Annotated in this window: 28 protein-coding genes; 22 read left to right on the top strand and 6 right to left on the bottom strand. The window is 68.9% G+C overall.

Annotated elements, in window-relative coordinates; genetic code table 11:
• Positions 1 to 94 precede the first annotated feature (94 nt).
• The gene (pgmG, locus tag IEY36_RS11985) at positions 95 to 1,507 is read left to right on the top strand and encodes a phosphoglucomutase/phosphomannomutase PgmG (RefSeq protein WP_188967298.1); all 1,413 of its coding nucleotides are present in this window, start codon (positions 95 to 97) and stop codon (positions 1,505 to 1,507) included.
• Positions 1,508 to 1,513: 6 nt separating this feature from the next.
• Here pgmG and IEY36_RS11990 read toward each other — a convergent pair whose 3' ends face one another.
• The gene (locus IEY36_RS11990) at positions 1,514 to 2,764 is read right to left on the bottom strand and encodes a flavin monoamine oxidase family protein (protein WP_188967299.1); all 1,251 of its coding nucleotides are present in this window, start codon (positions 2,762 to 2,764) and stop codon (positions 1,514 to 1,516) included.
• Positions 2,765 to 2,892: 128 nt separating this feature from the next.
• Between IEY36_RS11990 and IEY36_RS11995 the strand changes: the two genes are divergently transcribed.
• Together IEY36_RS11995 and IEY36_RS12000 are read left to right on the top strand one after the other, a co-directional pair.
• Positions 2,893 to 3,999 (top strand): DSD1 family PLP-dependent enzyme, encoded by a 1,107-nt coding sequence (locus IEY36_RS11995; RefSeq protein ID WP_188967300.1) that lies wholly within the window; start codon positions 2,893 to 2,895, stop codon positions 3,997 to 3,999.
• A 94-nt stretch (positions 4,000 to 4,093) separates the two neighbouring features.
• Positions 4,094 to 5,167, top strand: a complete 1,074-nt coding sequence (locus tag IEY36_RS12000) for a calcium-binding protein (RefSeq protein ID WP_188967301.1) — start codon at positions 4,094 to 4,096, stop codon at positions 5,165 to 5,167.
• 141 nt (positions 5,168 to 5,308) lie between these two features.
• Here the strand turns inward: IEY36_RS12000 and IEY36_RS12005 are convergent, their stop codons facing one another.
• On the bottom strand, positions 5,309 to 5,959 hold the full coding sequence (locus tag IEY36_RS12005; RefSeq protein WP_188967302.1) for a S24 family peptidase: 651 nt from the start codon (positions 5,957 to 5,959) through the stop codon (positions 5,309 to 5,311).
• Positions 5,960 to 6,149: 190 nt separating this feature from the next.
• Here IEY36_RS12005 and IEY36_RS12010 point away from each other — a divergent pair, with 190 nt between their 5' ends.
• The 12 genes from IEY36_RS12010 to terL all read left to right on the top strand — a co-directional run bounded on the left by IEY36_RS12010 (position 6,150) and on the right by terL (position 17,862).
• Entirely contained in the window at positions 6,150 to 6,524 is a 375-nt protein-coding gene (locus tag IEY36_RS12010) for a hypothetical protein (protein WP_188967303.1), read from the top strand.
• A gap of 136 nt (positions 6,525 to 6,660) precedes the next feature.
• Positions 6,661 to 7,101, top strand: coding sequence for a hypothetical protein (locus IEY36_RS12015; protein ID WP_188967304.1), 441 nt, complete (start codon positions 6,661 to 6,663; stop codon positions 7,099 to 7,101).
• Between the two features lie 165 nt (positions 7,102 to 7,266).
• Positions 7,267 to 7,506: a hypothetical protein gene (locus IEY36_RS12020; protein ID WP_188967305.1), complete on the top strand. Its 240-nt coding sequence runs from the start codon at positions 7,267 to 7,269 to the stop codon at positions 7,504 to 7,506.
• Between the two features lie 4 nt (positions 7,507 to 7,510).
• Complete coding sequence (locus IEY36_RS12025) at positions 7,511 to 8,923, top strand: portal protein (protein WP_188967306.1); 1,413 nt, start codon at positions 7,511 to 7,513, stop codon at positions 8,921 to 8,923.
• 7 nt (positions 8,924 to 8,930) lie between these two features.
• Positions 8,931 to 9,674, top strand: a complete 744-nt coding sequence (locus tag IEY36_RS12030; protein ID WP_188967307.1) for a capsid assembly protein — start codon at positions 8,931 to 8,933, stop codon at positions 9,672 to 9,674.
• A 247-nt stretch (positions 9,675 to 9,921) separates the two neighbouring features.
• The gene (locus IEY36_RS12035) at positions 9,922 to 10,755 is read left to right on the top strand and encodes a phage capsid protein (RefSeq protein WP_188967308.1); all 834 of its coding nucleotides are present in this window, start codon (positions 9,922 to 9,924) and stop codon (positions 10,753 to 10,755) included.
• Positions 10,756 to 10,914: 159 nt separating this feature from the next.
• On the top strand, positions 10,915 to 11,484 hold the full coding sequence (locus IEY36_RS12040) for a hypothetical protein (protein WP_188967309.1): 570 nt from the start codon (positions 10,915 to 10,917) through the stop codon (positions 11,482 to 11,484).
• Positions 11,485 to 11,487: 3 nt separating this feature from the next.
• Complete coding sequence (locus IEY36_RS12045; protein WP_188967310.1) at positions 11,488 to 13,365, top strand: hypothetical protein; 1,878 nt, start codon at positions 11,488 to 11,490, stop codon at positions 13,363 to 13,365.
• Complete coding sequence (locus IEY36_RS12050) at positions 13,365 to 13,805, top strand: hypothetical protein (protein WP_188967311.1); 441 nt, start codon at positions 13,365 to 13,367, stop codon at positions 13,803 to 13,805. Before IEY36_RS12045 ends, IEY36_RS12050 begins: the two co-directional genes overlap by 1 nt.
• Before the next feature lie 43 nt (positions 13,806 to 13,848).
• Complete coding sequence (locus tag IEY36_RS12055; RefSeq protein ID WP_188967312.1) at positions 13,849 to 16,131, top strand: phage tail fiber domain-containing protein; 2,283 nt, start codon at positions 13,849 to 13,851, stop codon at positions 16,129 to 16,131.
• On the top strand, positions 16,128 to 16,442 hold the full coding sequence (locus IEY36_RS12060; protein WP_229681267.1) for a hypothetical protein: 315 nt from the start codon (positions 16,128 to 16,130) through the stop codon (positions 16,440 to 16,442). Before IEY36_RS12055 ends, IEY36_RS12060 begins: the two co-directional genes overlap by 4 nt.
• Positions 16,420 to 17,862 (top strand): phage terminase large subunit, encoded by a 1,443-nt coding sequence (gene terL, locus IEY36_RS12065; RefSeq protein ID WP_188967313.1) that lies wholly within the window; start codon positions 16,420 to 16,422, stop codon positions 17,860 to 17,862. Before IEY36_RS12060 ends, terL begins: the two co-directional genes overlap by 23 nt.
• 85 nt (positions 17,863 to 17,947) lie before the next feature.
• On the opposite strand, the gene IEY36_RS12070 is transcribed toward terL, so the two are convergent.
• Positions 17,948 to 18,169, bottom strand: a complete 222-nt coding sequence (locus tag IEY36_RS12070; protein WP_188967314.1) for a hypothetical protein — start codon at positions 18,167 to 18,169, stop codon at positions 17,948 to 17,950.
• A gap of 91 nt (positions 18,170 to 18,260) precedes the next feature.
• On the opposite strand from IEY36_RS12070, the gene IEY36_RS12075 reads away from it, so the two are divergent.
• Genes IEY36_RS12075 through IEY36_RS12085 form a run of 3 tightly spaced genes read left to right on the top strand, consistent with a single transcriptional unit; the run spans position 18,261 to position 19,455 of the window.
• Positions 18,261 to 18,596, top strand: coding sequence for a hypothetical protein (locus IEY36_RS12075; RefSeq protein ID WP_188967315.1), 336 nt, complete (start codon positions 18,261 to 18,263; stop codon positions 18,594 to 18,596).
• Positions 18,593 to 19,069 (top strand): cell wall hydrolase, encoded by a 477-nt coding sequence (locus tag IEY36_RS12080; protein WP_188967316.1) that lies wholly within the window; start codon positions 18,593 to 18,595, stop codon positions 19,067 to 19,069. Before IEY36_RS12075 ends, IEY36_RS12080 begins: the two co-directional genes overlap by 4 nt.
• Before the next feature lie 29 nt (positions 19,070 to 19,098).
• Entirely contained in the window at positions 19,099 to 19,455 is a 357-nt protein-coding gene (locus tag IEY36_RS12085; protein ID WP_188967317.1) for a DUF952 domain-containing protein, read from the top strand.
• Here the strand turns inward: IEY36_RS12085 and IEY36_RS12090 are convergent.
• Positions 19,428 to 20,300, bottom strand: a complete 873-nt coding sequence (locus IEY36_RS12090) for a DMT family transporter (RefSeq protein WP_229681268.1) — start codon at positions 20,298 to 20,300, stop codon at positions 19,428 to 19,430. The two genes, IEY36_RS12085 and IEY36_RS12090, sit on opposite strands and share 28 nt — an antisense overlap.
• Positions 20,301 to 20,564: 264 nt before the next feature.
• Between IEY36_RS12090 and IEY36_RS12095 the strand changes: the two genes are divergently transcribed.
• From IEY36_RS12095 to IEY36_RS12105, 3 genes are read left to right on the top strand one after another with little or no spacing between them, the layout of a single operon-like run.
• Positions 20,565 to 21,620 (top strand): quinone-dependent dihydroorotate dehydrogenase, encoded by a 1,056-nt coding sequence (locus IEY36_RS12095; protein WP_188967318.1) that lies wholly within the window; start codon positions 20,565 to 20,567, stop codon positions 21,618 to 21,620.
• On the top strand, positions 21,620 to 22,480 hold the full coding sequence (locus tag IEY36_RS12100) for a TIGR01459 family HAD-type hydrolase (protein ID WP_188967319.1): 861 nt from the start codon (positions 21,620 to 21,622) through the stop codon (positions 22,478 to 22,480). The genes IEY36_RS12095 and IEY36_RS12100 overlap by 1 nt, the downstream gene beginning before the upstream one ends.
• Positions 22,477 to 22,848 carry an MmcQ/YjbR family DNA-binding protein gene (locus IEY36_RS12105; RefSeq protein ID WP_188967320.1) on the top strand — a complete coding sequence of 124 codons (372 nt, stop codon included), beginning with the start codon at positions 22,477 to 22,479 and terminating at the stop codon, positions 22,846 to 22,848. Before IEY36_RS12100 ends, IEY36_RS12105 begins: the two co-directional genes overlap by 4 nt.
• A gap of 426 nt (positions 22,849 to 23,274) precedes the next feature.
• Here the strand turns inward: IEY36_RS12105 and IEY36_RS12110 are convergent, their stop codons facing one another.
• Both IEY36_RS12110 and IEY36_RS12115 read right to left on the bottom strand, forming a co-directional pair.
• The gene (locus IEY36_RS12110) at positions 23,275 to 23,616 is read right to left on the bottom strand and encodes a DHCW motif cupin fold protein (protein ID WP_188967321.1); all 342 of its coding nucleotides are present in this window, start codon (positions 23,614 to 23,616) and stop codon (positions 23,275 to 23,277) included.
• Between the two features lie 12 nt (positions 23,617 to 23,628).
• On the bottom strand, positions 23,629 to 24,219 hold the full coding sequence (locus IEY36_RS12115; protein WP_188967322.1) for a YqgE/AlgH family protein: 591 nt from the start codon (positions 24,217 to 24,219) through the stop codon (positions 23,629 to 23,631).
• Positions 24,220 to 24,321: 102 nt separating this feature from the next.
• Here IEY36_RS12115 and IEY36_RS12120 point away from each other — a divergent pair, with 102 nt between their 5' ends.
• Complete coding sequence (locus IEY36_RS12120; protein WP_188967323.1) at positions 24,322 to 24,804, top strand: peroxiredoxin; 483 nt, start codon at positions 24,322 to 24,324, stop codon at positions 24,802 to 24,804.
• Positions 24,805 to 24,819: the final 15 nt, after the last annotated feature.

The following is a 24,819-nucleotide window of genomic DNA, read 5'->3' on the forward strand; positions in this document are numbered from 1 at the left end:
GCGGGGCGTCGCTGGCCCCGCATAGTGACCGCACGAGCATCGTCACCCATCCGGGTGATGCCATCCGATTGGGAAACGCTCTCAGGGAGTGACCATGCCCGCCTTCCACCATCGCTTCGATTCCACTGTTCTGCGCGAATACGACATTCGCGGTATCGTTGGTAAGACGCTGAAGCCGGAGGACGCCTTCGCGATCGGCCGCTGCTTCGGTTCCATTGTGGTGCGCGCCGGCGGCAAGCGTGTCGCGGTCGGCTATGATGGACGGCTGCATTCGCCGGAACTCGAAGCCCAGCTGGTGGCCGGGCTGCGGACCTGCGGGCTGGAGGTTGTGCGCATCGGACTGTGCGCGACGCCGATGCTGTACTTCGCTTCTTACGATCAGCAGGCCGATGGCGCGGTGATGGTGACGGGCAGCCATAACCCGCCCGACTACAACGGCTTCAAGATGATGATCGGCAAGAAGCCGTTCTACGGCACGCAGATCCAGGAGATCGGGCGCATGGCCGGGGAAGGCGATGTGGTGCCGGAAGCGGTGGGCTCCGACCGCGCCGTGGACATAGCGCCGCGTTATGCCGAGCGCGTGCTGGAAGATTGGGACGGCGGCGAGCGCAAGCTGAAGGTGGTGTGGGACCCCGGCAATGGTTCGGCCGGGCCGATCGTGAAGGCGCTGGCGGCACGCCTGCCGGGGACGCATTTCGTCATCAATGGCGATGTGGACGGCACCTTCCCCAACCATCATCCCGACCCGACGGTGGCGAAGAACCTCGAGCAGCTCATCACCGAGGTGGCGCGCGAGAAGGCCGATCTCGGCATCGCTTTCGATGGCGATGGGGACCGCATCGGCGTGGTCGACAATGACGGCCATATCCTGTTCGGCGACCAGTTACTGATCGTGCTCGCGCGCGACGTCCTGAAGTCGAAGCCGGGCGGGACGATCATCGCGGATGTGAAGGCGTCCCAGGTGCTGTTCGACGAGGTGGCGAAGGCCGGGGGCAATCCGCTGATGTGGAAGACGGGCCATTCGCTGATCAAGGCGAAGATGGCCGAAACCGGCAGCCCGCTCGCCGGCGAGATGTCGGGGCACATCTTCTTCGCCGACAAATGGTACGGCTTCGATGACGCGCCGTATTCGGCGATCCGGTTGCTCGGCATCGTCGCGCGGATGAGCACGACGCTGTCCGAGGTGCGCGCCGCGCTGCCGCAGGTGATCAACACGCCGGAGCTGCGCTTCAACTGCGAGGAAGCGCGCAAGTTCGTCGTGGTGAAGGAAGTCAAGGACCGCCTGGCCGCCAATGGTGCCAAGGTGCAGGACGTCGATGGCGTGCGCGTGCTGACCGAGGATGGCTGGTGGCTGCTGCGCGCCTCTAACACCCAGGCAGTGCTGGTGGCGCGCTGTGAGGCGTCGTCGGAAGCCGGGCTTGATCGGCTCAAGGCGCAGCTGGTGAAGCAGCTGGTGGCGAGCGGGCTCGAGGCGCCGGATTTCTCGGCGGAGAATGCCGGGCACTGAGGCGCGTTACGGGACCGCGCGGGCGGCGGTGACGCCGCTCTCCCAGGCCCCGGCGACGGTCGCGGCGAAGCGCGGGTGGCAGGCCTCGCCGGCGAAGCAGAGCCGGCCATCGGCGAGGGGGCGGGCCAGCGTGGTTCGCGCCGCCTGCGCGCCGGGCATGGCGTGGCTGTAGGCGCCGCGGAAGAGCGGGTCCTCCGCCCAGCGCGTGACCACGGGGGCGCCCAGAGCTGCGGCGGCGCGGGCGCCGAAGATCTGCGCTGCCTCGGCGCGGGCCTCGGCTTCTGCGGCAGCGGGGACGCCGGCGAAAGCCCAGGCGCGGGCGCCGCCACAGAACGCGATCATCACCGGGTCGCCGAACAGGCGGGAAATCCAGGACATCGGCCGGTCGCCATCCTGTGTTACCGCGCGGCGCAGGCTGGTGAAGGGCGGCAGGTCGGGCGCGTCAGGATGGTCGGCGCGGAAGGCGATCTTGGTCAGCAGGCCGAGCGGCAGGGCCTGGATGGCCGCTTGCGTCGCCGCGGGCAGGGGTGGGTCGAAGGTGATGCCGCCGGCCGCCAGCACGCCGGTCGAGACGGTCACGATCGCCGCCCGCGCCGAGAGGCTGCCGAAGGCGCCCTCCACTGTGACGCCGCGCGCGCCCCAGCGGATACTGTCGACGCCGGCGCCGAGGCGGATCGGCAGGCCGGCCGCGAGGCGCGCGACGAGACCACCGACGCCGTCGCGCATGATGAGGTTCGGCCCATCCAGCGCGGTGGTGGCGAAGTCGTGCAGGCTCATGCGGGAAAGTTCGGCGGCGCAGATTTGCGCGCCTTCCCAATGCGCGATGGTGGCGTCCCAGGGGCCGGCCTGCGGGGCGGCGTGAGAGGCAGGGCGGTCGGGGGCGCCATTGGCGGCGGCGGCTTCGATGGTCGCCCAGAAATCCTGCTCGGCGGTGGCGAAGGCGCGGTCTTCCTCGGGCGTGGCGAAGCGGCCTTGCGTGACGAGCCGGCGCTGGCGCAGCGCATCGTGGTTGATCAGCTCGACCCCGAGTGCCCGGGCGAGCAGGGTGAGGGGATTGTCATCGGCCTGGTGCAGCCACGATGCGCCGTGGTCGAAGGGCAGGCCGAGGCTGGTGGATTCGGTGTAGGCGCGGCCACCGACGCGGGGGCCGGCCTCGAGTACGACGCAGCTGCGGCCACGCGCGGCGAGTTCGCGCGCCGCGGCGATGCCGGCGCAGCCGGCGCCGATGACGAGCACGTCTGGATCGGAAGGCAACATCGCCGCATCATGGCGCAGCCGGGGCGCCTTTGCTTCCCATCGGTGCGTCAGCGCCCCGGTCCATTGTCGGAGCGACGGCTGTCGGCGATGTTGCCCGGCCGGACAGGCTCCAGGTCAGAGGATGAACCATGTTGCAGTCGCCGCCCGCCGAACCCGGCATGCGTGAGGATGAAGTCGATACGCCGGCGCTGCTGATCGACCTCGATGCCTTCGAGCACAACCTCGACACCATGGCGGCGCTGCTGGCGCCGACCGGGGTGAAGCTGCGCGCGCATGCCAAGACGCACAAGTCGGCGGTGGTGGCGAAGCTGCAGATGGCGCGCGGCGCGGTCGGCCAATGCGTGCAGAAGGTGGGTGAGGCGGAGCAGCTCGCCTGGGGCGGCATTCCTGACGTGCTGGTGACGAACCAGGTGGTGAGCCCGCGCAAGCTCGCGCGCCTCGCGGCGCTGGCGCGGATCTGCAAGATTGGCGTCTGCGTCGATGATGCCGCGCAGATCGCGATGGTCGAAGAGGCCGCCGAGGCGGCCGGCGTGCGCATCCCGGTGCTGGTCGAGATCGATGTCGGGATGGGCCGCGCCGGGGTCGAGCATGGGCCGCCGGCAGTGGCGTTGGCCGAACGCATCGCGGCGAGCAAGACGCTGATGTTCGGCGGATTGCAGGCGTATCACGGCAGCGCGCAGCACATGCGCACGCCGGAACAGCGGGCCACGGCGATCGCCGAGGCCGCATCGCGGTCGCGCCGGACGGTGGAACAGTTGAAGCAGCGCGGCCTCGACTGCCCGATCGTCGGCGGGGCGGGCACCGGTACCTTCCGGCATGAGGCGGCGAGCGGCGTCTATACCGAGATCCAGGCGGGGTCCTATGCCTTTATGGATGTGGATTACGCGAAGAATGACGACGCGCCGCCGTTCCGGCATTCCTTGTTCGTGTTGTCGCAGGTCATGAGCCGGGCGACGCCGGGCGTGGCCGTGGTGGATTGCGGGCATAAGGGCGTGTCGGTTGATTCCGGCATGCCGGGCGTGTGGGAGCGGCCGGGGCTGCGCTATGCCGGCGCGTCTGATGAGCACGGCAAGATCATGATCGAGGACGGCGCAGCGCCGGCGCTGGGAGAGAAGCTGCGGCTGGTGCCGGGGCATTGCGATCCGACGGTCGATCGCTACGACTGGTATGTCGGCATGCGGAAGGGGCGGGTGGAATGCCTCTGGCCGATCGCGGCGCGGGGCGCGATGGCGTAGATCCTGTCCGGCCCTCGCGCATAATTGCAATTAAGCGAACCTCTGACCGTCTCGTAGCCCGCTTATCTTAGAACGAATCGGGCAGGAGGTTCAGATGGACGTTGATAATTTTGTGACGACTATCGGTGGCGTGAATTTCCTGTCACCGATAGTTGAGGATGCGCAGGCAGATATTTTAGCTGAAGGCGCTGTCGGCGTTACGATCATCGGTGGGGATGGACCTGACACGATTATCGGCGGGTCAGGAAATGATAGCCTGGTCGGCCTAGGCGGATCGGATTCCATCGTTGCTGGTGCAGGCGATGACGTCATCATATCTGGCATTGACTATGGATATTTTAACATAATGTACGGAGAAATTGGAAACGATACCATATACGGGGCATATTCTTCAGATTATGTGGTCGGTGGTGACGGTAATGATGTATTCTATTCTGGAAATAGAGATCCATACTCGCATGCGACGAATTCTGATACCTTCATTGGCGGTGCGGGTGATGACGTTTTCTATAGCGGTGGTGGGCATGATTATCTCGATCTGGGGCAGGACAATGATTTTGCCCGTGCGGGAGCCGGTAACGATCTGATTCATGGCGGCTCCGGTAGCGATACGCTTGGTGGTCAGCTCGGCAACGATCACATCTGGGGCGACGATGGTCCCGACGCTCTGTTCGGCGATGCTGGCATCGATACGATCGCCGGCGGTGAAGATGCGGACACGATCAAGGGCGGCGCGGACAATGACCTGCTCTATGGCGGCAACGGCGCCGACCAAATGGCCGGTCAGGCCGGCAACGACAGGATGTGGGGTGACGGCGGCGCCGATAGCCTGGTCGGGGGTGACGGCAACGATACGATCTACGGTGGCAGTGGCGACGACACAATCAATGGCGGTGCCGGTGATGACCTCATCATTGGCGGCGGAGGTGCTGATGCCTTCGTGCTGCGGCCCAGCGGCGGTGCCATCGACGAGATCCGCGGCTTCAGCCCCGGCGCCTCGCCGGATGGCGACCATCTCGTCGTCAAAGCGGCGTGGCTGCGTGACGCCCTGATCGCCTCAGCTTCGGGCAACGACGGCTACACCTCGCTGAGCGCGGCTGATATCACCGTCGAACTGATTGGGGTGGATGTCGGGACGATCTCGCAGGACTGGTTTCTGATCGGCTGACGCAAACCGGCGGATGGAAACTGCCCGCCTCGCAAGGCAAGCTTGGCTAGCCTGTGCCAGCACTCGTTGTTCGCGACCGTTGGTATGTGCTTTTTCCATCCTCTTATCAACGGCATGAGGCATCGCCCCATGCCATTGCAGTCACTGACTGGCCCAGATGATCCGGTGCATCCAGGTGATCTCGGGCAGTTCGAAGCTGTAGCTCGGGTGTTCCGGGTTGAGGCTGGCCAGTTCGATGCGCTTGGCCGATTGGCGGCGCAACTCCTTGGCCATCACCTCACCCTTCTGGGTGCGGACCACCACGCGGTCGCCGCGGCGGACCGGGGCGGCGGGGGAGACGACGACGACATCGCCGTCGCGGAACACCGGCTCCATGGATTCGCCGGAAATCTCCAGTGCATAGGCGTTGGGGTCGCCGATCTCGGGCAGCGAGATCTCATCCCAGGAGCCGCCGACCGGGTAGCCGCCATCGTCGAAATACCCCTCGCCACCGGCCTGGGCGAGGCCGATCAGCGGCACGCGGCGACCAACGCCACCACGCCCGCCGCCGCGCGGCAGGGCCGGCAGGCCGGAGACGAGCGAGGCGAAATCCTCGATCCCCCGCCCGGTGGCGTTGAGCACCTTGGCGACACTCTCGGTCGAGGGCCAGCGGGCGCGGCCATCGGCGCCGATGCGTTTGGACGGGTTGAAGGCGGTGGGGTCGAGCCCTGCCTTGCGCGCCAGGCCCGAGGCGGACAGCCCGTGTTCCGCCGCGAGGGCATCGAGGGCGCGCCAGATATCATCATGCCGCATGGTTGGTGCCATTCCGCTGGCGGGAGTGATCCCGAGGGCGCGAATCCAGATGATGTGCCACGCCCTGGGCAAGCTATCCTAGGTTTTGTTTCGGAAATCAATAGGTCGATGTTCCTTATTTTGGCTTGCTGAGCGCAACCGGGGCGGTTAATGTTCTTGTATTGTTCTCTTCACAGGCGAGACCCTCCCCATGCGAACTGCCCCCCGCAGTGCCCACGCTCCCCGCTTCGCCAGCATCTCGGTCGCGGAGCCTTTCTGCTCGGCCGAGGAGGCCTGGTTCTGGACCATGTCAGCGCTGATCGCGCGCCACGAGGGTGCCCGCATTTCCGCCGGCAAGGGCGACAAGGTGCGCCCCTGCGAGCCGGATGATGTGATCAAATGCCTTGACCGGCTCTATCGCCACCGCCGCATCGACCTGATCCATGCACGCGTGATGCGCCAGTGGGGCGAACGCGGCATCGCGCCTGACCCGCGCCACCTGTCCGAGCGCAACGATGCGGCGCAGTGGCGCGAGGCGATGAACCGCCTCGAATGGCCGCTGCGGGTGAAGGGCATCGTGGCATGAGCCACGCGCTGGCCGCCGCCGCCGGGGCCCCCGTCCGGCGGCGGGGGCTGTGCGCCTGGCGCCGACGTTACCGGACGGTCCTGCGCGCCGAATGTTCAGGGCATGACGCAGGGCCTCAGGCCGAGGGTTCGCGCGCATGACGCCGCATCTGCGCGTCGCGCGCGACGCGCCGCAACAGGTCTGGATCGCCTTTGGCGGCCAGGCCGACCAGTTCTGGCTGCGCCCGCTGCGGCGCGGCTTTCGTCATTGCTTCGCGGCGTTGCGTGACGAAGCCGGCTGGACGGTGCTCGAACCGCTGTCCGGCCGGTTGATCGTCGCGCGCCTGGCGGTGCCGGCGAGTTTCGACCTGCCGGGCTTCTACACGCGGGCGGGCCTTGCCGTAGTGGGGCCCTTCGCGCCCGGCCCGGCGCGGGCCGGCTGGCTGCCAAGCCTGCTGCCCTGCACCTGTGTCGGGCTGTGCCGCGCAGTGCTGGGCGCAGGTGCACCGCGCGCGCTGACGCCCTGGGGGCTGTTTCGCCGGCTGGCGCAGAATCTTTGCCCTTATGAGAAAAAAATCTTGCCAACGGCCGTTAACTAGGATAATTCTCCGATCGCCAAGGGGCGAATTGCGCCCGATGGCCTTCCTCCCGTTCCCCCCGAAGACTCTTGCGGGCCCGCTCCTCCTCATCGAGGGGCGGGCCCGCAGCTTTTTCGGGCGGCGGAGGGGGAACCCTTCCCGCATCGCAAGAGGAGCCGCGCGCGCATGGGTGGCCTGTTCCGTGCCCCGAAGCCCGTCGTCGTTGCGCCGCCATCGGCGCCGGCCACGACCACAACCACCACCGATCCGGCCCAGGCCGCCGAGGAGACGGCCGCCGCCGCGCGTGCCGAGGTCAGGGCGCGCAACACGCGGGGCCTGTCCGGCACCATCGCCACCTCCGCCCGCGGCCTGCTTGGCACGCGGTCCGACTTCACCGCGACGCGCAAGTCGCTGCTGGGGGAATGACGCCATGACGGCGGAGGATATCCTCGCGCGGCATCTCCGCGCCCTCGACCAGCGCCGGGCCTATGACGCGCTGTGGCGGGATTGCTACGACCACGTCCTGCCGGCGATGCCGGCCGAGCGCGTCGCGATCTTCGACGCCACGGCAGCGGATGCGGCGGAACAGCTCGCCGCCTCGCTGCTCGCCGAGCTGACGCCGCCCTGGTCGCGCTGGTTCGGCCTCGCCCCGGGGCGCCCGGGCGAAGACGACAACCAGGCAGCCGTCGCGCTCGAAGATGCGGCGGAGACGCTGCAGGGGCATCTCGACCGGTCGAATTTCGCGTTGGAGATGCATCAGGCCTTTCTCGACCTGGTGATCGCCGGCACCGGCGTGCTGCTGGTCGAGGAAGCGCCGCTCGGCGAGGCCTCGGCGCTGCGCTTCACCGCCGTGCCGCTGCGCGAGGCGGTGCTGGAGGAAGGCCCGTCCGGTCGGCTCGACACCGTCTATCGGGCGGCCCGACTGAGCGAGGCGGCGCTGCGCCAGCGCTACCCCACCGCGCCGATGCCGCCGCTGCCGGATGACGAGGATGCCGCGGCGCCGCGCCACCGGGTGATCGAGGCGGTTTGGCCGGACCGCAGCGGCAGCCGCTTCATGGCGATCGCGGCGACCGATGCCGGGCCGGTGGTGCTGGCCGAGGGGCGCTTCGCCCACAGCCCCTTCATTGCCTTCCGTTGGCTGAAGGCGCCGGGCGAGACCTACGGCCGCGGCCCGGTCGCCAAGGCGCTGCCCGACATCCGCACCGCCAACAAGGTGGTGGAACTGGTGTTGAAGAACGCCTCGATCGCCGCGACGGGCATCTGGCAGGCCGATGATGACGGCGTGCTGAACCCGGCCACGGTGCGGCTGGAACCGGGGGCGATCATCCCGAAGGCGCCGGGGTCGGCGGGACTCACGCCGCTGGCCGCGCCGGGCAATTTCGACGTGTCGCAGCTCGTGCTGACCGATTTGCGGGCACGCATCCGTGGCGCGCTGCTCGCCGACCGGCTTGGTCCGCAGCGCCACGACAACATGACTGCGACCGAGGTGCTGGAACGCGCGGCCGAGACCGCGCGGCTGCTCGGCGCGACCTATGGCCGGCTGCAGTCGGAATTGCTGACGCCGCTGGTTTCGCGCTGCCTGTCCATCCTGCGGCGGCGCGGGGAGATCCCGCCGCTGCTGCTCGATGGGCGCGAGGCAGTGCTGCGGTATCGCAGCCCGCTCGCCCAGGTGCAGGGCCGCGCGGATGCCGCGAACACGCTGCTGTTCCTGCAGGCGGTGCGTGCCATGGGCCCCGAGGCCTTGGCGCAGATCGACCTGCCGGCAGCCGCGCGATGGCTCGGCCGGACTCTCTCCGCGCCTGCCGAGATCCTTCTTCCCCCCGCCCAAACCACCAAGGAGTGAGTCCCTGATGCCCGACGACCTGCTGGAGACAGCGCTGGCCGAAGGCGCCGCGCCGCAGACGGCCGCGCGGCCCGAGGATGTACCCGAGAAGTTCTGGGATGCCGAGACGGGCCAGATTCGCGTGGATGCGCTGGTGAAGTCGTATCGCGAGCTGGAGCGCCGGCTGTCGCAGCGCACCGGCCCGCCGGCGGCGGATGCGCCGGAGGAGGAGCGCACGCGCTTCCGCCGCGCCATCGGCGTGCCGGATAGTCCGGATGGCTATGCGATCGAGCCGAAGCACGATCTGTGCTGCGCCGATGCCGGAATCAACCAGCGCCTGCACGAGGCCGGCTTCAGTCAGCCGCAGGCGCAGTTGGTTTATGACCTGGCGGCGGAGCGCCTGCTGCCACTGATCGCCGAGGCCGCCGGACAGTTCGAGACCGAACGCCAGGTCGAGAAGCTGCGCGAGCATTTCGGCGGCGAAGAACGCTTCCGCCGCGTGGCGCAGCAGATAACCGCTTGGGGGCGGTCGCATCTGCCCGCGCCGGTGCTCGAGGCGCTGTCCACCACCGCCGAGGGTGTGATCGCCCTGCACCGGATGATGGAAGGCAAGGAGCCCGGCCTCGCGCCGCGCGCCGAGGCCAGCACGGCGAGTGATGAGACGGAGCTGCGGGCGATGATGCGCGACCCGCGGTACTGGCGCACGCGGGAACCGGAATTCGTCAAGCGCGTGACGGATGGGTTCCGGCGGTTGGTCGGCGGGGCCGGCTGATACCGACTTCCGGCGGGGCTTGAGCGTCTTCGCGACGTTCGTCCCGCCGGGCGGCCCCGCGCGGCAACGCGCGGAGGCCCGGGGGGGCGGGTGGAGCGCCGCACGGCGGCAGCGCTGCCCGCCCCTTCGTCCTTCGCCTGCGCACAACCCGCCCAGGGCGCGCGGGCCGCGCCGGCACCCGGCCCCGCGTGGGCAACCGGGTGTTCCAGCGCATTCCCTCAACACCACGATTGAAAGGGTCCCCCGCATGTCGGGCACCATCGAACAGGCCTTCGTCAAGCAGTTCGAGGCCGAGGTCGCCGAGGCCTATCAGCGCCAGGGCAGCAAGCTGCGCCCGACCATCCGTTCCAAGACGGGTGTGAAGGGGGCGAGCACCATCTTCCCGCGCGTCGGCAAGGGCACCGCCGCGGCCAAGGCGCGCAACGGCGTCGTGCCGGTGATGAACCTGGAATACTCGAATGCCGAGTGCTTCCTGCAGGACTACTATGCCGGCGAGTGGATCGATCGTCTCGACGAGATCAAGACGAACATCGACGAGCGCACCGTCATCGCCAATGCCGGCGCCTTCGCGCTGGGGCGCAAGACCGATGAGCTGATCATCGATGCGCTCGACACCGCGACGTCGGAAGCGGTCGGCGTCGGCACCGGCCTGACCGATACGGATGGCCTGACCAAGCAGAAGGTGCTGATGGCCTTCGAAATGCTGGGTGCCGCCGATGTTCCCGATGACGGCGGCCGCTTCGCGGTGGTCGGCTGGAAGCAGTGGTCGGAGCTGCTGCAGATCGATGAGTTCGCCCGGTCCGACTACATCGGCGATGCTGAACTGCCATGGAAGGGCACGCAGGCGAAGCGCTGGCTCGGCGCGCTGTGGATGCCGCATTCCGGCCTGACCAAGGCGGGTGTGCTGCGCTACTGCTACTTCTACCACAAGACCGCGCTCGGCCATGCCGTGGCGTCCGAGGTGGTGACGGACATCACCTGGCACGGCGACCGCGCCGCGCATTTCGTGAACAACATGATGTCGCAGGGTGCGGTGATGATTGACCCGACCGGCGTCGTGCGGATGCGCGCGAAGGAGTGATGGTTGGGGGAGGGGAACCTCCCCCAAACCCCCACCCTTTTTCTGTCTGTTGGAGACCGACATCCGAGGTCAGTTCCCATTGATAGAAAAAGGAGGGGGATCGGGGGAGTTCTCTCCCCCGACCTTCCTTGCTTCCTGACATATCAAGGAGAATCCCCGATGGCGCTCTCCGCCCTCGCGCTCTGCTCGCGCGCGCTGCTGAAGATTGGTGCGCAGCCGGTTGCCTCGCTGGACGAGGGAACCGCCGAGGCCGAGGTCGCGGCCAATCTGTATCCGGGCATCCGCGATGCGCTGCTGTCGTCGCATCCGTGGTCCTTTGCGACGGCGCAGGCCGCGCTGGCGCGCCTCGCCGCGACGCCGCGTGCCGACTTCGCCAATGCGTTCCAACTGCCTGCGGGGTTCCTGCGCGCGCTGTCCGCCGGCACGGCGGGGCGGGCGCGTGGGATCGTCTATCGCTTGCAGGAGGAGCGGCTGTTCACCGATGCGGAGCAGGTCGCGCTGACCTATGTGTTTCGCCCGGATGAGAGTGCGTTCCCGCCCTTCTTCGCGTCCGCGCTGGTGGTACGTCTGGCGGCGGAATTCTGCATCCCGTTGACGGAGAACAGCAGCCGCGCGGAGATGCTGTATCGCCTGGCCGAGGCCGAACTGCGTGTCGCGCGCCAGGCCGACAGCCAGCAGGCGAGCGCACGGGTGCTCGAGAACTTCCCCCTGATCAGCGTGCGGGGCTGAGCCATGCCGGCCGTCAAGCGAGCCAAGACGAGTTTCGCCGCGGGTGAACTCGCACCCGAACTGCTCGGGCGCGGCGACCTGCGCGCCTTCGAGAACGGGGCGCGGCGCCTGCGCAACGTGTTCATCCAGCCGACCGGCGGCGTGACGCGCCGGCCCGGGCTGCGCCATGTGACACCGCTGTCAGGGCCGGCGCGGCTGATCCCCTTCGAGTTCAACACCGAGCAGACCTACCTCGTCGTGCTGACCGCGGGGTTGCTGCGCGTCTATCAGGGCGATGCCGAGGTGGCGGTGCTTGGCGGGCCGTGGGGCGACTGGATGCTGCCGCAGATCGGCTTCACCCAGAATGCCGACACGTTGCTGCTGACGCATCCCGAGATGCGGCCGCAACGCGTCACACGCACCGCGAGCGGTTGGACCATCGCCCCCTGGGCCTTCGTGAACGAGCCGTTCTTCCGCTTCGCCGATGCCTCGGTGACGCTGATGACGAGCGGGACGACGAGCAATGTCGTTGTCACCGCGAATGCGCTGGTCTTTGCCTCGGGGCATGAGGGCGCGCGGCTGCGCATCGGCGGCAAGAAGCTGGTCATCGGCACCGTCATCAACGGCGCACAGGTAGCCGCGGCGGTGGAGGAGACACTGTCGGGCACCGCGGCGACGACGGATTGGGATGAATCCGCCTTCAGCGGTGCGCATGGCTGGCCGGTGACCAGCTGCTTCCATCAGGATCGCCTGGTGATCGGCGGGTCGCGCGACCTGCCGAATCGGCTCTGGCTGTCGCGCACCGGGGATCTGTTCAACTTCGACGCCGGCACCGGGCTCGATGACCAGGCGATCGAATTCGGCCTGGTGTCCGACCAGGTGAACGCGATCCGCGGCATGTTCTCGGGACGTCATCTGCAGGTCTTCACCTCGGGCGCCGAATGGATGGTGACGGGGGATCCGCTGACGCCGGCAAATATCCAGCTCAATCGGCAGACTCGCGTTGGCTCGCCGGTCGATCGGCTGGTGCCGCCAGTGGATGTCGACGGGTCGACCGTCTTCGTCTCGCGCAACGGGCAGGGCGTGTATGAGTTCACCTACACTGATGTCAGCCAGATCTATCAGGCCAACGACCTCGCCATCGTCGCGCGGCACCTCGTCGATACGCCGGTCTCGATGGCCTACGACCAGAATACGCGGTTGCTGCACATGGCGATGGCCGATGGTTCGCTCGGCACGCTGACGATTTATCGCGCCGAGCAGGTGACGGCTTGGACGCGGCAGGAAACCATCGGCGCATTTCGTGCTGTGGCGGAGACTGAAGGCACCATCTGGGCCGTCGTTGAACGCAATGGCGGCTTCGCGCTGGAACGCTTCGAACCGGGACTTGCGCTTGATGCGGCGCTGACGGGCGAAGCCGCCACGCCGCAGGATGAATGGGTCGGGCTTGGTCATCTTGAAGGCCGCGAGGTTGGCGTGCTGGCCGATGGTGCGCCGCGCGCCGCCGAGACGGTGTCCGGCGGCAAGGTAGTGCTCGACCCAGCGGCTGCGACGGTGCAGATCGGCCTGGTGTTCCGCCACGAGGTCGAACCGCTGCCGCCTGACCTCATTGCCGCCGGCGGCGCGGCGACCGGCCCGCTGCGTCTGGTCGCGGTCACCTTCCGGCTGCTCGAGACCGCGGCGCTGTCGGTGGATCTCGGCCGTGGCGCCGAACCGGTGCCGTTCCGCCGGCTCGATACTGCGCTGCTGGATGCGGCACCGCCACGCTTCACCGGCGACGTCACGCTGCGCGGGCTTGGCTGGCGACGCGACCGGCTGCGCCCGATCTGGCGCATCGAAGGCGACGCGCCGCTGCCGATGACGCTGCTTTCCGTCACCACCGAGATCAGGATGACCGACTGATGGCTCAGCTCGCTACCATTGCCTCGCTCGCCGGCACCGGTCTCGCCGTCTACGGCCAGGTCCGTCAGGGGCAGCAACAGAAGGCGACGAACCAGGCGCAGGCGGAGAATCTGCGCCAGCAACAGGCCGCCCAGCAGGACCAGGCCGCGGTGCAATCCGCGGTGAGTGAAGCCGACCGGCAGGACAAGCTGGCGCGCACGATCGCCTCCGCCCGGGCGCGCGCGGCCGCCAGTGGCATCGCACCCGATGACGGTTCGGCCGCCGCGCTGACCACTGGCCTGCGCAGCGATGCGGCGAAGGACAGTGCCTCGGATGCATCGGTGATGTCGGCCCGGCTGGCTGCCGGACGACGTTCGTTGCTTGCCGCCGACGGCAGCCTGAACAGCTACCTGCGTGCCGGCCAGACCCTCGGCGGTGCCGTGCGCAGCCTGCTGGGCTGAACTGCCGACCACCGCCCCACCCCCAGGACACCGAGGACCACCCATGGCCGAACACATCACGATCGGCGATGTCGCGCCGCGCGTGCAGTATGTCGCGGACGGCGTGCTGGCCGACTTCACCTATCCCTTCCCGATTTTCGAGGAAGCGGATCTCGACATCCGCCTCGATGGCGCAGTGCTGACGGGTGGCGTGACCATCACCGGCGCCGGCGCTTCGAATGGCGGCACGGTGAGCTTCACCGAAACGCCGGCGAATGGCACGCGCATCACGCTGCGCCGCCGGCTCAAGATCGCCCGTGCGACGGATTTCCAGGACAACGGAATCCTGCGCGCGCGTAGCCTGAATGACGAGCTCGACTACCAGGTCGCGGCCATCCAGCAGGTGGCGGATGATGTCGCCGGCAGCGTGCGGCTCGACCCCACCGATGCCGGCAATGTCGTGCTGCCGCTGCGTGGCGCGCGGGCCAATCGCGTGCTCGGCTTCGACGGATCGGGCGACCTCGCGTTGTTCGACCGCGACACCGGGCTGCTTGGCGTGCCCTATGTCGGCAGCGTGCCGCGCAGCGTCGAGGACAAGCTCGCCGAGCGGCTGACCGCGCGCGACTTCGGCGCGACCGGCGACGGCGTGAACGATGACGGGCCGGCGCTTGCCGCCGCCATGGCTGCCGCCGCCGCCTCGGGCCATCTGCTCGAGATCGGCGAGGGCACCTACCGCACCACGCAGCCATTGTTGCTTGGTGGTGGCGCGGCGGGGCTGAGCATGCGGGGTTCAATCCTCTATGCCGGCCCCGCCGGACAGGCGGCGCTGACGCTCGGCGATGGTGCCGCGGTGCGCAATGCGGCCAAGCACTACGAAGGGCTGCGCGTGGTGCGCGCAACGCTGTCGGATTGGGAGAACGAGGCCGATATCGGCATCGTCATGCGTAATCTCGATGCCTCGCTGGTCGAGATACGCCAAGTCGAGGGCTTCACCATCGGCATCCGCACGCAGGGCGTCGAACGCGGCTTCGAGGATACGACGCTGATCCTCGGGCGCATCGTGAACAACAAGATCGGTCTCGATGTGCGGACCGAGACGGCGGGCGCGTGGAACACCTCCGTGCGCTATTATGGCGGCCACTTCGCCATCGGCAGCAGCGTCTATCCGGACAAGGATCGCTTCGGCATCCGCCTCTCCGCGGCACCTGGCGCCTATGTCGCGCATAACCGGCATCTGTTCGACGGGCCCGGCTTCGAGCTGCAGGCGGAAAGCCGGCCGGCGATCAGCGGCATTCCGGTGCTGTGCGAGGTGAACAGCCGGTCCATCTGGGTGCGCGGCATGCGCATGGAGGGGTGCAGCCCCTTCGTCGCACGCCACACCGGCGGCGCGCAGGACCACATCTACGAAGTGGCCTGGGCGAGCCAAGCCTATCTCGTCGGCGTGGATTATACGGCGACGGCGACGCGCACCGGCGCGGTGGTGCGCGCCTATCACCAGGCGGCGGCGTTTCGCGAGTCCACGCGTGAGGTCGGCGGCGTCGGCAATCTGCGTGCTGCCCGCATCCGCTGGTCGAATACGGAATGGGGATTCGAGAAGCTCGCCTGCCTGTCCTCCAACGTGGTGGGCTCGCCCTCGACGCTCGCGGACTTCGCCTTCCCCGCGCTCGATTCCTACGGCTTCAGCGACAGCGGGGTGATCCTGACTGGCGGCCGGGGCCTCGGCTTCGTCGTCGATGCGCGGACATGTCGGGACTTTGCCATGGCCGTCGAGGCAGACGCGCCGCGGCTTGCGGTAATGTGCTTCGACGCCAATCGGAACCTGCTTTCCGACACGGGCACGCCGCTGGTGCGCGCGTCGGGCCAGTCGCTGGCGTGGAATGCGGCGGCGCGATGGTGGCAAGGTTCGGCCGACATGGCGGATGCGACGCTGACGCGCCCGCAGGTCGTGCACCTCGAACCGCAGGTGGCCTACGCCATCATCGGTCTGGTGCGCATCGGCGTGGATTACGAGGTGCGCGCGATGCGCCTCGGCTGCGACCCGCTGTTCAGCCCGCCGCTGCTGTTCGGCCTGCCTGGCCTGCCGCATGGCGCGCGCGAACTTGTGGCGGAAGCGAGCTGGGATCCGGCTTCGATCGCCGCCGGCGGCTCGGCGCAGATCAACGTGCCGCTGGTGGGTGCGCGACCGGGGGATTTCGCCTCCGCCGCCTTCTCGCTGTCGACCTCGGGCGTCGTCTTCATGGCGCAGGTCGGAGCCACGGATGTGGTGAGCGTCACCGCGTGGAACCGCAGCGCGGCGGCGATCGACCTGAACGCCGGCACGGTGCGGGCGCGGGTGGTGAAGGCGTGAGCGGCCCTCGCGAGGTCGCGCCGCGCGGGCCTGATCTGCGCGCAGCCATGGACGTCGTGACGGAGGAGTATCTCCGCTTCCTGCATGACGGGCCGGACCCAGGTACGGGTGACGACACCAAGGCATTCACCGCGCATCACGCGGCGTGCCGGGCCGCGCTCGCGCATCTCGAGCACCTGGCCAAGCTCGCGCGCAGCATGGGCGAACCGAATAGCGGCATCGAGGAAGTGACGACCTTCCTCGTCGAGGCCCGCCAGGCGCTTTCGGCTTTCGAGGAGGAGGATCTGCATGGCGAGGAGGAGTATTGCTGACGCAGGCTTCCTCGAATTCACCTGGGTGTGGAACCGGCGGCTGCACAACGACACGCCGTCGGTCCATCGCCGCATCGCGCGCTGGCTCGAGGCACGCGAGGTGGCCGGGGAACGTCGCCTACTGCTGATGGCGTTTCGTGGCTGCGGCAAATCCACGCTGGTTGGCCTGTGGTGCGCCTGGCTGCTCGCGCGCCGGCCGCGGACGCGCATCCTGGTGCTCGCCGCCGATGCGTCATTGGCGGTGAAGATGGTCGCCAGTGTGCGGCGGATCATCGAACGGCATCCGCTGTGCCGGCATCTGTTACCGGATACGGCGGAGGTCTGGGCGTCGGATCGCTTCACCGTGGCGCGTGACGGCGCGCTGCGCGATCCGTCGATGATGGCGCAGGGAATTGGCGGCAACGTCACCGGCAGTCGTGCCGAGGTGATCATCTGCGATGACGTCGAGGTCGCCGGCAATTGCGACACGCCGGGCAAGCGCGCGGAGTTGCGCGAACGCCTGGCGGAGGCCGAGTTCATCCTGGTGCCTGATGGCACGATCCTGTTCGTCGGTACGCCGCATTGCGAGGACAGCCTCTATCGTTCGCCGATGGAGGAAGGCGCCTTTCTGCGGGGCTATCGCCGGCTAGCCGTGCCGGTGATGAATGCGGCGGGCGCGTCGGCCTGGCCCGAGCGGTTCTCGCGCGAGGCGGTGACGGCGTTGCGTGAGCGTGTGGGACCTCTGCAGTTCCAGCGTCAGATGATGTTGCAGCCGGTGGCGTCGAGTGCCGTGCGGCTCGATCCCCTGGCGATGGTGCGATACGCCGAGGAGCCCGAGTATCGGGAGGCGCAGGGCAGGGGTGTGTTGACCCTGTTGGGGCGCCGGTTGGTGTCGGGCGGCGCCTTCTGGGATCCAGCCTATGGGCGGCCGGGGACGGGCGATGCGTCGGTGCTGGCCTGCACGTATGGTGATGGGGAGGGGCATCACTTCCTTCATCGCCTCGCCTATCTGACGCATGACCCGGAGGCGGCGGACGATCCGGCGACGCAGCAATGCCGTGTTGTTGCGGCGATTGCCGGGGAGTTGCTGCTGCCGTCGGTGCGGGTGGAGACGAATGGCCTGGGTCGTTTCCTGCCTGCGTTGCTGCGGCGGGAATTGGCGCGGGCCGGTGTGGCCTGCGCGGTGGTCGAACATGCCAGCACGCGGGCGAAGGCGGACCGCATTCTCGGTGCGCTGGAACCTGCCTTGGCCGCACGTCGCCTGCACGCGCATGAGAGCGTGTTCCGCACGTCGTTTCCCGGCGAGATGTCGGAATGGCGACCAGGCGCTGCCGGGGCGCGCGACGATGCGTTGGATGCGGTGTCCGGCTGCCTGTTGTCCGAGCCCGTCCGCCTTGTTCACGGCACGCGCCCCAGGCCGCGCCCCGACTGGCGTGGGTAGCTGGGTCACAACCGCCGCGTCCTAGCGCCTTGGTGACAGACAAAAAAAGGAGGGGGACCGGGGAAGTTCGCTCCCCCGGCCTTCCTCAGGCCGCGCGCCGCTTCAGAATTTCGAGTTCATGCCGGGCCCGCCCGGCATCGGTGATCTCGAAGCGCCCATCCGCGCGCGGCTGGGCAAGCCCCATGCCGGTCAGCCGGTTGAGGCAGGGCCCGTCCTTGAGACCGGGCGGGCGGCCGTGCGGCCCCACCAGTGTCAGCCGGTGGAGTGCCGAGCGGCAGCAGGTCTCGAGATAGGGCTCGTTCCACATCGCGGCGTCGGATCTTCCTTGCGGGTCTTCCCCTCAAGGGTGGGCCGGCGCCGCTTCCCGTTCAAGGTTCAAGCAGAAGGCAGGCGAGAGAATGCCGATCCAGATCGAACCCTTATGGTGGATTACGGCCGTGGAGGCGCCTGTCGTCACGGCGCTGTTCTGGATGATCCACGGCCTGCGGCGCGACATGCAGGAGCGCATCGAGCGTGGCGACCAGCGCGATTCCGATGCGCTGACGCGCACGCGGGACGAGTTGGCGCAGTTCAAGATCGAGGTGGCGCGGACCTATGTGCCGCTGTCGCTGATCCGCGATCTCGATCGGCGGATCTCCGATCACCTGATCCGTATCGAAGAGAAGTTGGAGGAGGTCTCGCGGGCCGGCATTGCCGTCGCGCAGGCCGCTCGACGGATGGAGGAACGGGAATGAGCGCGTCCGATGAGCGTAGCGCCGAAGGGCGCGGAGGCCTGAATCGGCCGCGCGAAGCGGCCGCGGAGATTCTCGCCCTGACCTTGTGGGGCGAGGCGGCTGGCCGGCCCGTGCGCGCCATCGAGGCGCTGGCCGCGCTGGTGGTGAACCGCGCGCGCCAAGCGGCGATCCCGGGCGGGCCGGCGCATTGGGGGCGGGGTGTTGCTGCGGTGTGCCGCGCACCATTCCAGTTCCCGTGCTGGAACCGCAACCATCCGCGTCACGCCGCGCTGCGGGAGGTGTCGCCGGGTGATGGCGCGCTGGCCATCTGCCGGCGGATCGCGGCGCGGGCGATCGCCGGCGGCATGCCTGACCCGACCCAGGGCGCGACGCATTTCCACGACGCCGTGGCGCTGCCGGGCTGGGCGATCGGCCGGCCGGCGATGGTCGAGATCGGTGGGCTGTGCTTCTACCGCGCCGAGGACCTCGCCTGAACCTGGCCAGGCGCGCTACACCGCGCGCCATGGACGCATTCATCTACACCCTGGTGCGGGACGCCGAGTGGCGTTTGGCGAAGGCGGCGGGCACCTATGCCGGCAGTGCCGACGATGCGCGCGACGGCTTCCTGCATTTCTCGACCGCGGCGCAACTGCGCGCGAGCGCCGCGAAGCATCGTGCCGGCGTGCCGGACCTGGTGATGGTCGAGGCCGATGCGGCGGCGCTCGGCGCGGCGCTCCGTTGGGAACCCGCGGCGGGCGGCACGCGGCCCGGCCTGTTCCCGCATCTGTATGGCGCGTTGCCGCTATCGGCGGTGACGCGCGCGGTGGCGCTGTCGCTCGATGCGGATGGCCGTCACGTCTTTCCCGACGGCTTCGCCTGATGGCGGCTTGCCGCCTGCTGGCTCATCAGGCAGGCGAAGACCACGATGACCGCCCCGCCCATGGTCCAGGCGCTCGGCCAGACATGCCAGATGGCGAGGTCGAAGCCGATGGCGAAGACCAGGGCGCTGAATTCCAACGGTGCGAGGCGCGACGCCGAATCATGGCGGAAGGCGATGGCCAGGCAGAGCGTCGCCGACCCCGCCAGCAGCCCGTTCACCGCCAGCGCCGCGAGGTCGAGCGGGGAGGGTGCCACCCAGGACAGCGCCGCGAAGGGGGCGACCAGGATAAGCCCGGGCAGGGATGACCACAGGATCAGCACCGCCGCGCCGGTTTCGTGCCGCAACAGCCGGTTGATGGTCAGCACCCAGGCGTAGCAGACCGTCGCGAAAAACGCCCAGAGATAGGCGCGCACCGGCCCGCCGGCGGCGAGGCCCGGCCACATCGCCAGCATCACCCCGGCGAAGCCGAGCAGCGACCACCCCCAGACCGCCGGCCCTGTGCGTTCCTTCAGCACCAGCGCCGATAGGCCCAGCGTCATGAAAGGTGCGGTGAAGTAGACGAGGTAGGCCTCAGCCATCGGGATATCCCGCAAGGCCAGGAAGAAGCCGAATCCCGAACCGATCATCATCGCCGCGCGCGTGAGGTGCAGCCAGGGATGCGCGGTGGTCAGGCGGCCGCCAAGGCCAGGCACCACGGCGCGGCCGGCGAACAGTGCCAGCAACAGCGTCGCGTAGCGCAGGACGATGACCTGCTCCGCCGCATAACGCCCCGACAGCAGTTTTGAATTGGCGTCGAGCAGCGAAAACAGTGCCATCGCCGCGATGATGAAGACCGGGCCCTTCATGTGTGCCTCAGGCGCCGGCGCCGCCGTCCGGTGGCTTGGCTTGTGTGCCGCGCACTGTCGCATGGAGGGCGTCGGACCGTCCGGGCGCGGTCGCGCTGCGCGCTCCCGGCCCGATGCGGGGCATCGGACCGAAGGTCCATGGCGATGGGCGCTGGCAGCACCGGCGGACTTTCTTCGTGTGACCGACCGCTTCTGGCCGGCCAGCAGGTGAGGCGTCAACCGGGCTTTCCCCGGGCGGCGGACCGGGGCACAAGACGCCTCGACATGACCCCAGCCATCGCCTCCGCCCTCATGCCGCTGATGCGCGGCCTCGACGCCGAAACCGCGCATGGATTGGCGCTCAAGGCGCTGGCCGCCGGGCTGGCGGGGCGCGATACCGGCCGCGAAGACCCGGCGCTGGCAACCGAAGCCTTCGGCCTGCGCCTGCGCAACCCGATCGGCCTCGCCGCCGGCTTCGACAAGGATGCGGTGGCGGTGGTGCCACTGATGCGGCTCGGCTTCGGCTTCGTCGAGGCCGGCACGGTCACGCCGCGCCCGCAGCCGGGCAATCCGCGCCCGCGGCTGTTCCGCCTGACCGAGGACGCGGCGGTGATCAACCGCATGGGCTTCAACAATGGCGGCCTGGATGGCTATGTCGCGCGGCTGCGCGCGCTGCCCAGGCCGCTGCCGGCCGTGTTCGGCGCCAATATCGGCATCAACAAGGAAGGCGCGGATCCCGAGCGCGATTACCCCGCGCTCTACGCCGCCGTCGCGCCGTTTGCCGACTACGTCACGGTGAATGTCTCGTCCCCGAACACGCCGGGGCTGCGCGACCTGCAGGGTGAGGAACGGCTCGCGGCCATCCTCGATGCCATCGCCGTGACGCGCGCCGGCCTGCCGCGCACGCCGCCGCTGCTGGTGAAGATCGCGCCCGACCTGGCCGATGACGCGCTGGGGCCGATCGTGCAGGCCTGCCTGACGCGCGGCGTGGCGGGGCTGATCATCTCCAACACCACCATCGCGCGGCCGCCGCTGCGTTCGGCACATGCGACGGAAGCCGGCGGGCTGTCCGGTGCGCCGCTCTTCGCACCCTCCACCGAGGTGCTGCGCAAGGTGTACCGTATCGCGCGCGGGCGGCTGACGCTGGTCGGCGTCGGTGGCATCGCCACGCCCGAGCAGGCCTATGCGAAGATCCGCGCCGGCGCCTCGCTGGTGCAGATGTATACCGGCTTCGCCTATGCCGGGCCGGTGCTGCCGCGGCGTATCGCCGATGGCCTGGCCGCGCTGCTCAGGCGCGACGGTTTCACTTCAGTCGCCGACGCCGTCGGCAAGGATGCGTGATGGAAATCCTCGACGGCATCGGCACGATCGCCGACCGCTATGATGGCTATGTGCTTGACCTCTGGGGCGTGGTGCATGACGGGCGCAAGCCCTATCCCGGCGTGCCGGAGGCGCTCGCCGAACTCAAGGCGCGCGGCAAGGCGATCTGCTTCCTGACCAACGCCCCGCGCCGCGCCTGGGTGGTGGCGGGGATGCTCGATCGCATGGGGCTCGATCGCGCGCTGTATGACGGGATCATGTCCTCCGGCGAGGCGTCCTGGCGGCTGCTGACGGATCGGCGCGACCCCTGGTTCGCCGCACTCGGGCGTCGCTGCGTGCATATCGGGCCGGAACGCGACCTCTCGGTGGTCGAGGAAGGTGCCGCGGAGATCGTCAGCGACCCGAAGCAGGCCGATTTCCTGCTCAATACCGGCCCGGACGACCAGCGTGGGCCGACCAGCGCGGAACCCTATCGACCGATGCTGGAAGCCTGCGCCGCCGCGAAACTGCCGATGGTCTGCGTGAACCCGGACCGCGCGGTGATGGTGGCCGGGCGCAAGGTGATCTGCGCCGGGGCGCTGGCCGACATCTATCTCGACCTCGGTGGGGCGGTGCGCGAGATCGGCAAGCCGGACCCCGCGGTCTATGAGCCGGTGCTGGAATTGCTCGGCAACCCGCCGCGGCATCGGGTGGTGGCGATCGGCGACACGCCGCATACCGACCTCGCCGGTGCGCAGGCGGCCGGGCTCGACGCGTTGTGGGCATTGACCGGCCTCGCCGCCGAGGCGCATGGCGACGACCCGTCCCCGGAACACCTCGCCGCCGTCGCGCATGAGGAAGGCGTCCGCCCGATCGCCGCGGTCAGGAGCCTGCGCTGGTGAGCGCCCGCGCGCAGACCCGTCTGCGCGCCATTTGCCTTGCCCTGCCGGAAGCTGCCGAGCAGGAGACCTGGGACCACCCGACCTGGCGGCTGCGCGGCCGCATCTTCTGCATGTGGCGACCGATGGATGACGGCTCGGCCGCGCTGTGGTGCAAGGCACCGCGCGGCGTGCAGGAGATGCTGGTGGAAGCCGACCCGAAGCGCTTCTTCCGCCCGCCCTATGTCGGGCCGAAGGGCTGGATCGGGCTGCTTCTGACCGGGCGGGTCGATTGGGACGAAGTGGCGGCGCTGGTTCGCCGGTCCTGGCGCATGACAGCGGGCAAGCGGCTGGCCGCGACGCTACCGGAAGACGACGCGCCGTCCGCCTGACGCCAATCCATCGCCCCTATCGGCCCGAGGCGGTGCCTCGGGCCGCGAGCGCACAGCGCGACCGCGCCCAGACCGACAGCAGCCGCGAGAGCACCAGTGCAGGGCGCGCAAGCCAGGCACGCGGATGTGTGCGTCGGCGCCTGAGGCATTGGAAAAGCGCCAACCCATCGCCCCTATCGGCCCGAGGCGGTGCCTCGGGCCGCGAGCACACAGCGCGACCGCGCCCAGACCGACAGCAGCCGCGAGAGCAACAGGGCACGGCGCGCAAGCCAAGCACGCGGATGCTTGCGCCGGCGCCTGAGGCATTGGAATAGCGCCAACCCATCGCCCCTATCGGTCCGAGGCGGTGCCTCGGGCCGCGAGCGCACGGCGCGCAAGCCAAGCACGCGGAAGCGTGCGCCGGCGCCTGAGGCACCAAAAAGACTCTCAGTCGACGATGAACAGCTTCGCGCCGGCCTCGGTGCGCGACCGATGCGCCTCGGCGCCATCCGCCACCTGGTAGGACATGCCCGGCTTCAGGGTGAAGACGCGGCCATCGGCGAGCGTGGTTTCCAACTCGCCCTCCAGCACCAGCAGCACATGGCCCTTCTGGCACCAGTGGTCTGAGACATAGCCCGGCGAATATTCGACGATACGGACGCGGATGGGGTTCTCGGCCGGGCCGACATGGCGGGTGCGCCACAGGGCCTCGCCGGTTTCACCGGCATGGCGGGTCGGCTCCACCGCCGACCAGTCGGTGGTGTCGAAGGGGATGGCGGCCATCTGCATCGGGCAGGGTCCTCAGGCGTGACCGGCGGTGCCGGACAATAAAGCGGGGTCGACGCGCAGCTTGGCGAGCGCGGCATCCCAGGTTTCGCTCGTATCGTCGCGGAACACCAGGGACCCATCGGCCGGGACATTGAGCCAGGCATTGCGCTGGATCTCGTCCTCCAGCTGGCCGGGTGCCCAGCCGGCATAGCCGAGGGCAAGGACGCAATCCTTCGGCCCGCCACCCTCGGCGACCGCCTTGAGGATATCGACGTTGGCGGTGAGCATCAGCCCCGTCACCACGGCCATGCTGCCATCGGTCGACCAGTCATCCGTGTGCAGCACGAAGCCGCGGCCATTCTCGACCGGGCCGCCATCGAGCATGCGGATGCGCCGCAGTGGCGGCAGCGGTTCCACGGCCAGCTGCCGCAGCAGGTCATCGAACACCATGCCGGGCAGCGGGCGATTGACCACCAGCCCCATCGCGCCATCGGCCGAATGGGCGCACAGGCACACGACCGAATGGTCGAAGCGCGGGTCCTGCATACCCGGCATCGCGATCAGCAGGTGCCCGGTCAGATAAGTGCCATCGGTGCCGGCCGACGGTCCGGAGAAGGAAGCCATAAATCTCATCTGGCGCGCACCGGCCGATGGCGCAAGGCTTTGTCGCCCGATGACAGCCCGCCCGCGCCGGGCTACATCCGATGCGGTAACGAGGAGGACGACATGCCGATCAGCGTGGGTGATGCGATTCCGGCCGTGAAGGTGATGCAGGCCACGGCCGAGGGCCCCAAGGAAGTGGATACCGGCGAATTCTTCAAGGGCCGCACCGTCGCGCTGTTCGGCGTGCCCGGCGCCTTCACGCCGACCTGTTCGGCCAAGCACCTGCCGGGCTTCGTCCAGCAGGCGGACGCCTTGAAGGCCAAGGGCGTGGACGTGATCGCCTGCATGGCGGTGAACGACGCCTTCGTCATGGGCGCCTGGGCCAAGGACCAGGGCATCACCGACCAGGTGGCGATGATCGCCGACGGTTCGGCCGCCTTCACCAAGGCGATGGGCCTGGAATTCGACCTGACGGCCCGTGGCCTGGGCGTGCGCGCGCAGCGCTTCGCCTTGGTGGCGAAGGACGGCAAGGTGACCCACATCGCCATCGAAGCCCCTGGCGCCTTCGAGGTGAGCAAGGCCGAGGCCGTGCTGGCGGTGCTTTGAACCCGTTCGACGCCT

Source organism: Neoroseomonas lacus, from assembly GCF_014644535.1.
Taxonomy (GTDB): Bacteria; Pseudomonadota; Alphaproteobacteria; order Acetobacterales; family Acetobacteraceae; genus Neoroseomonas; species Neoroseomonas lacus.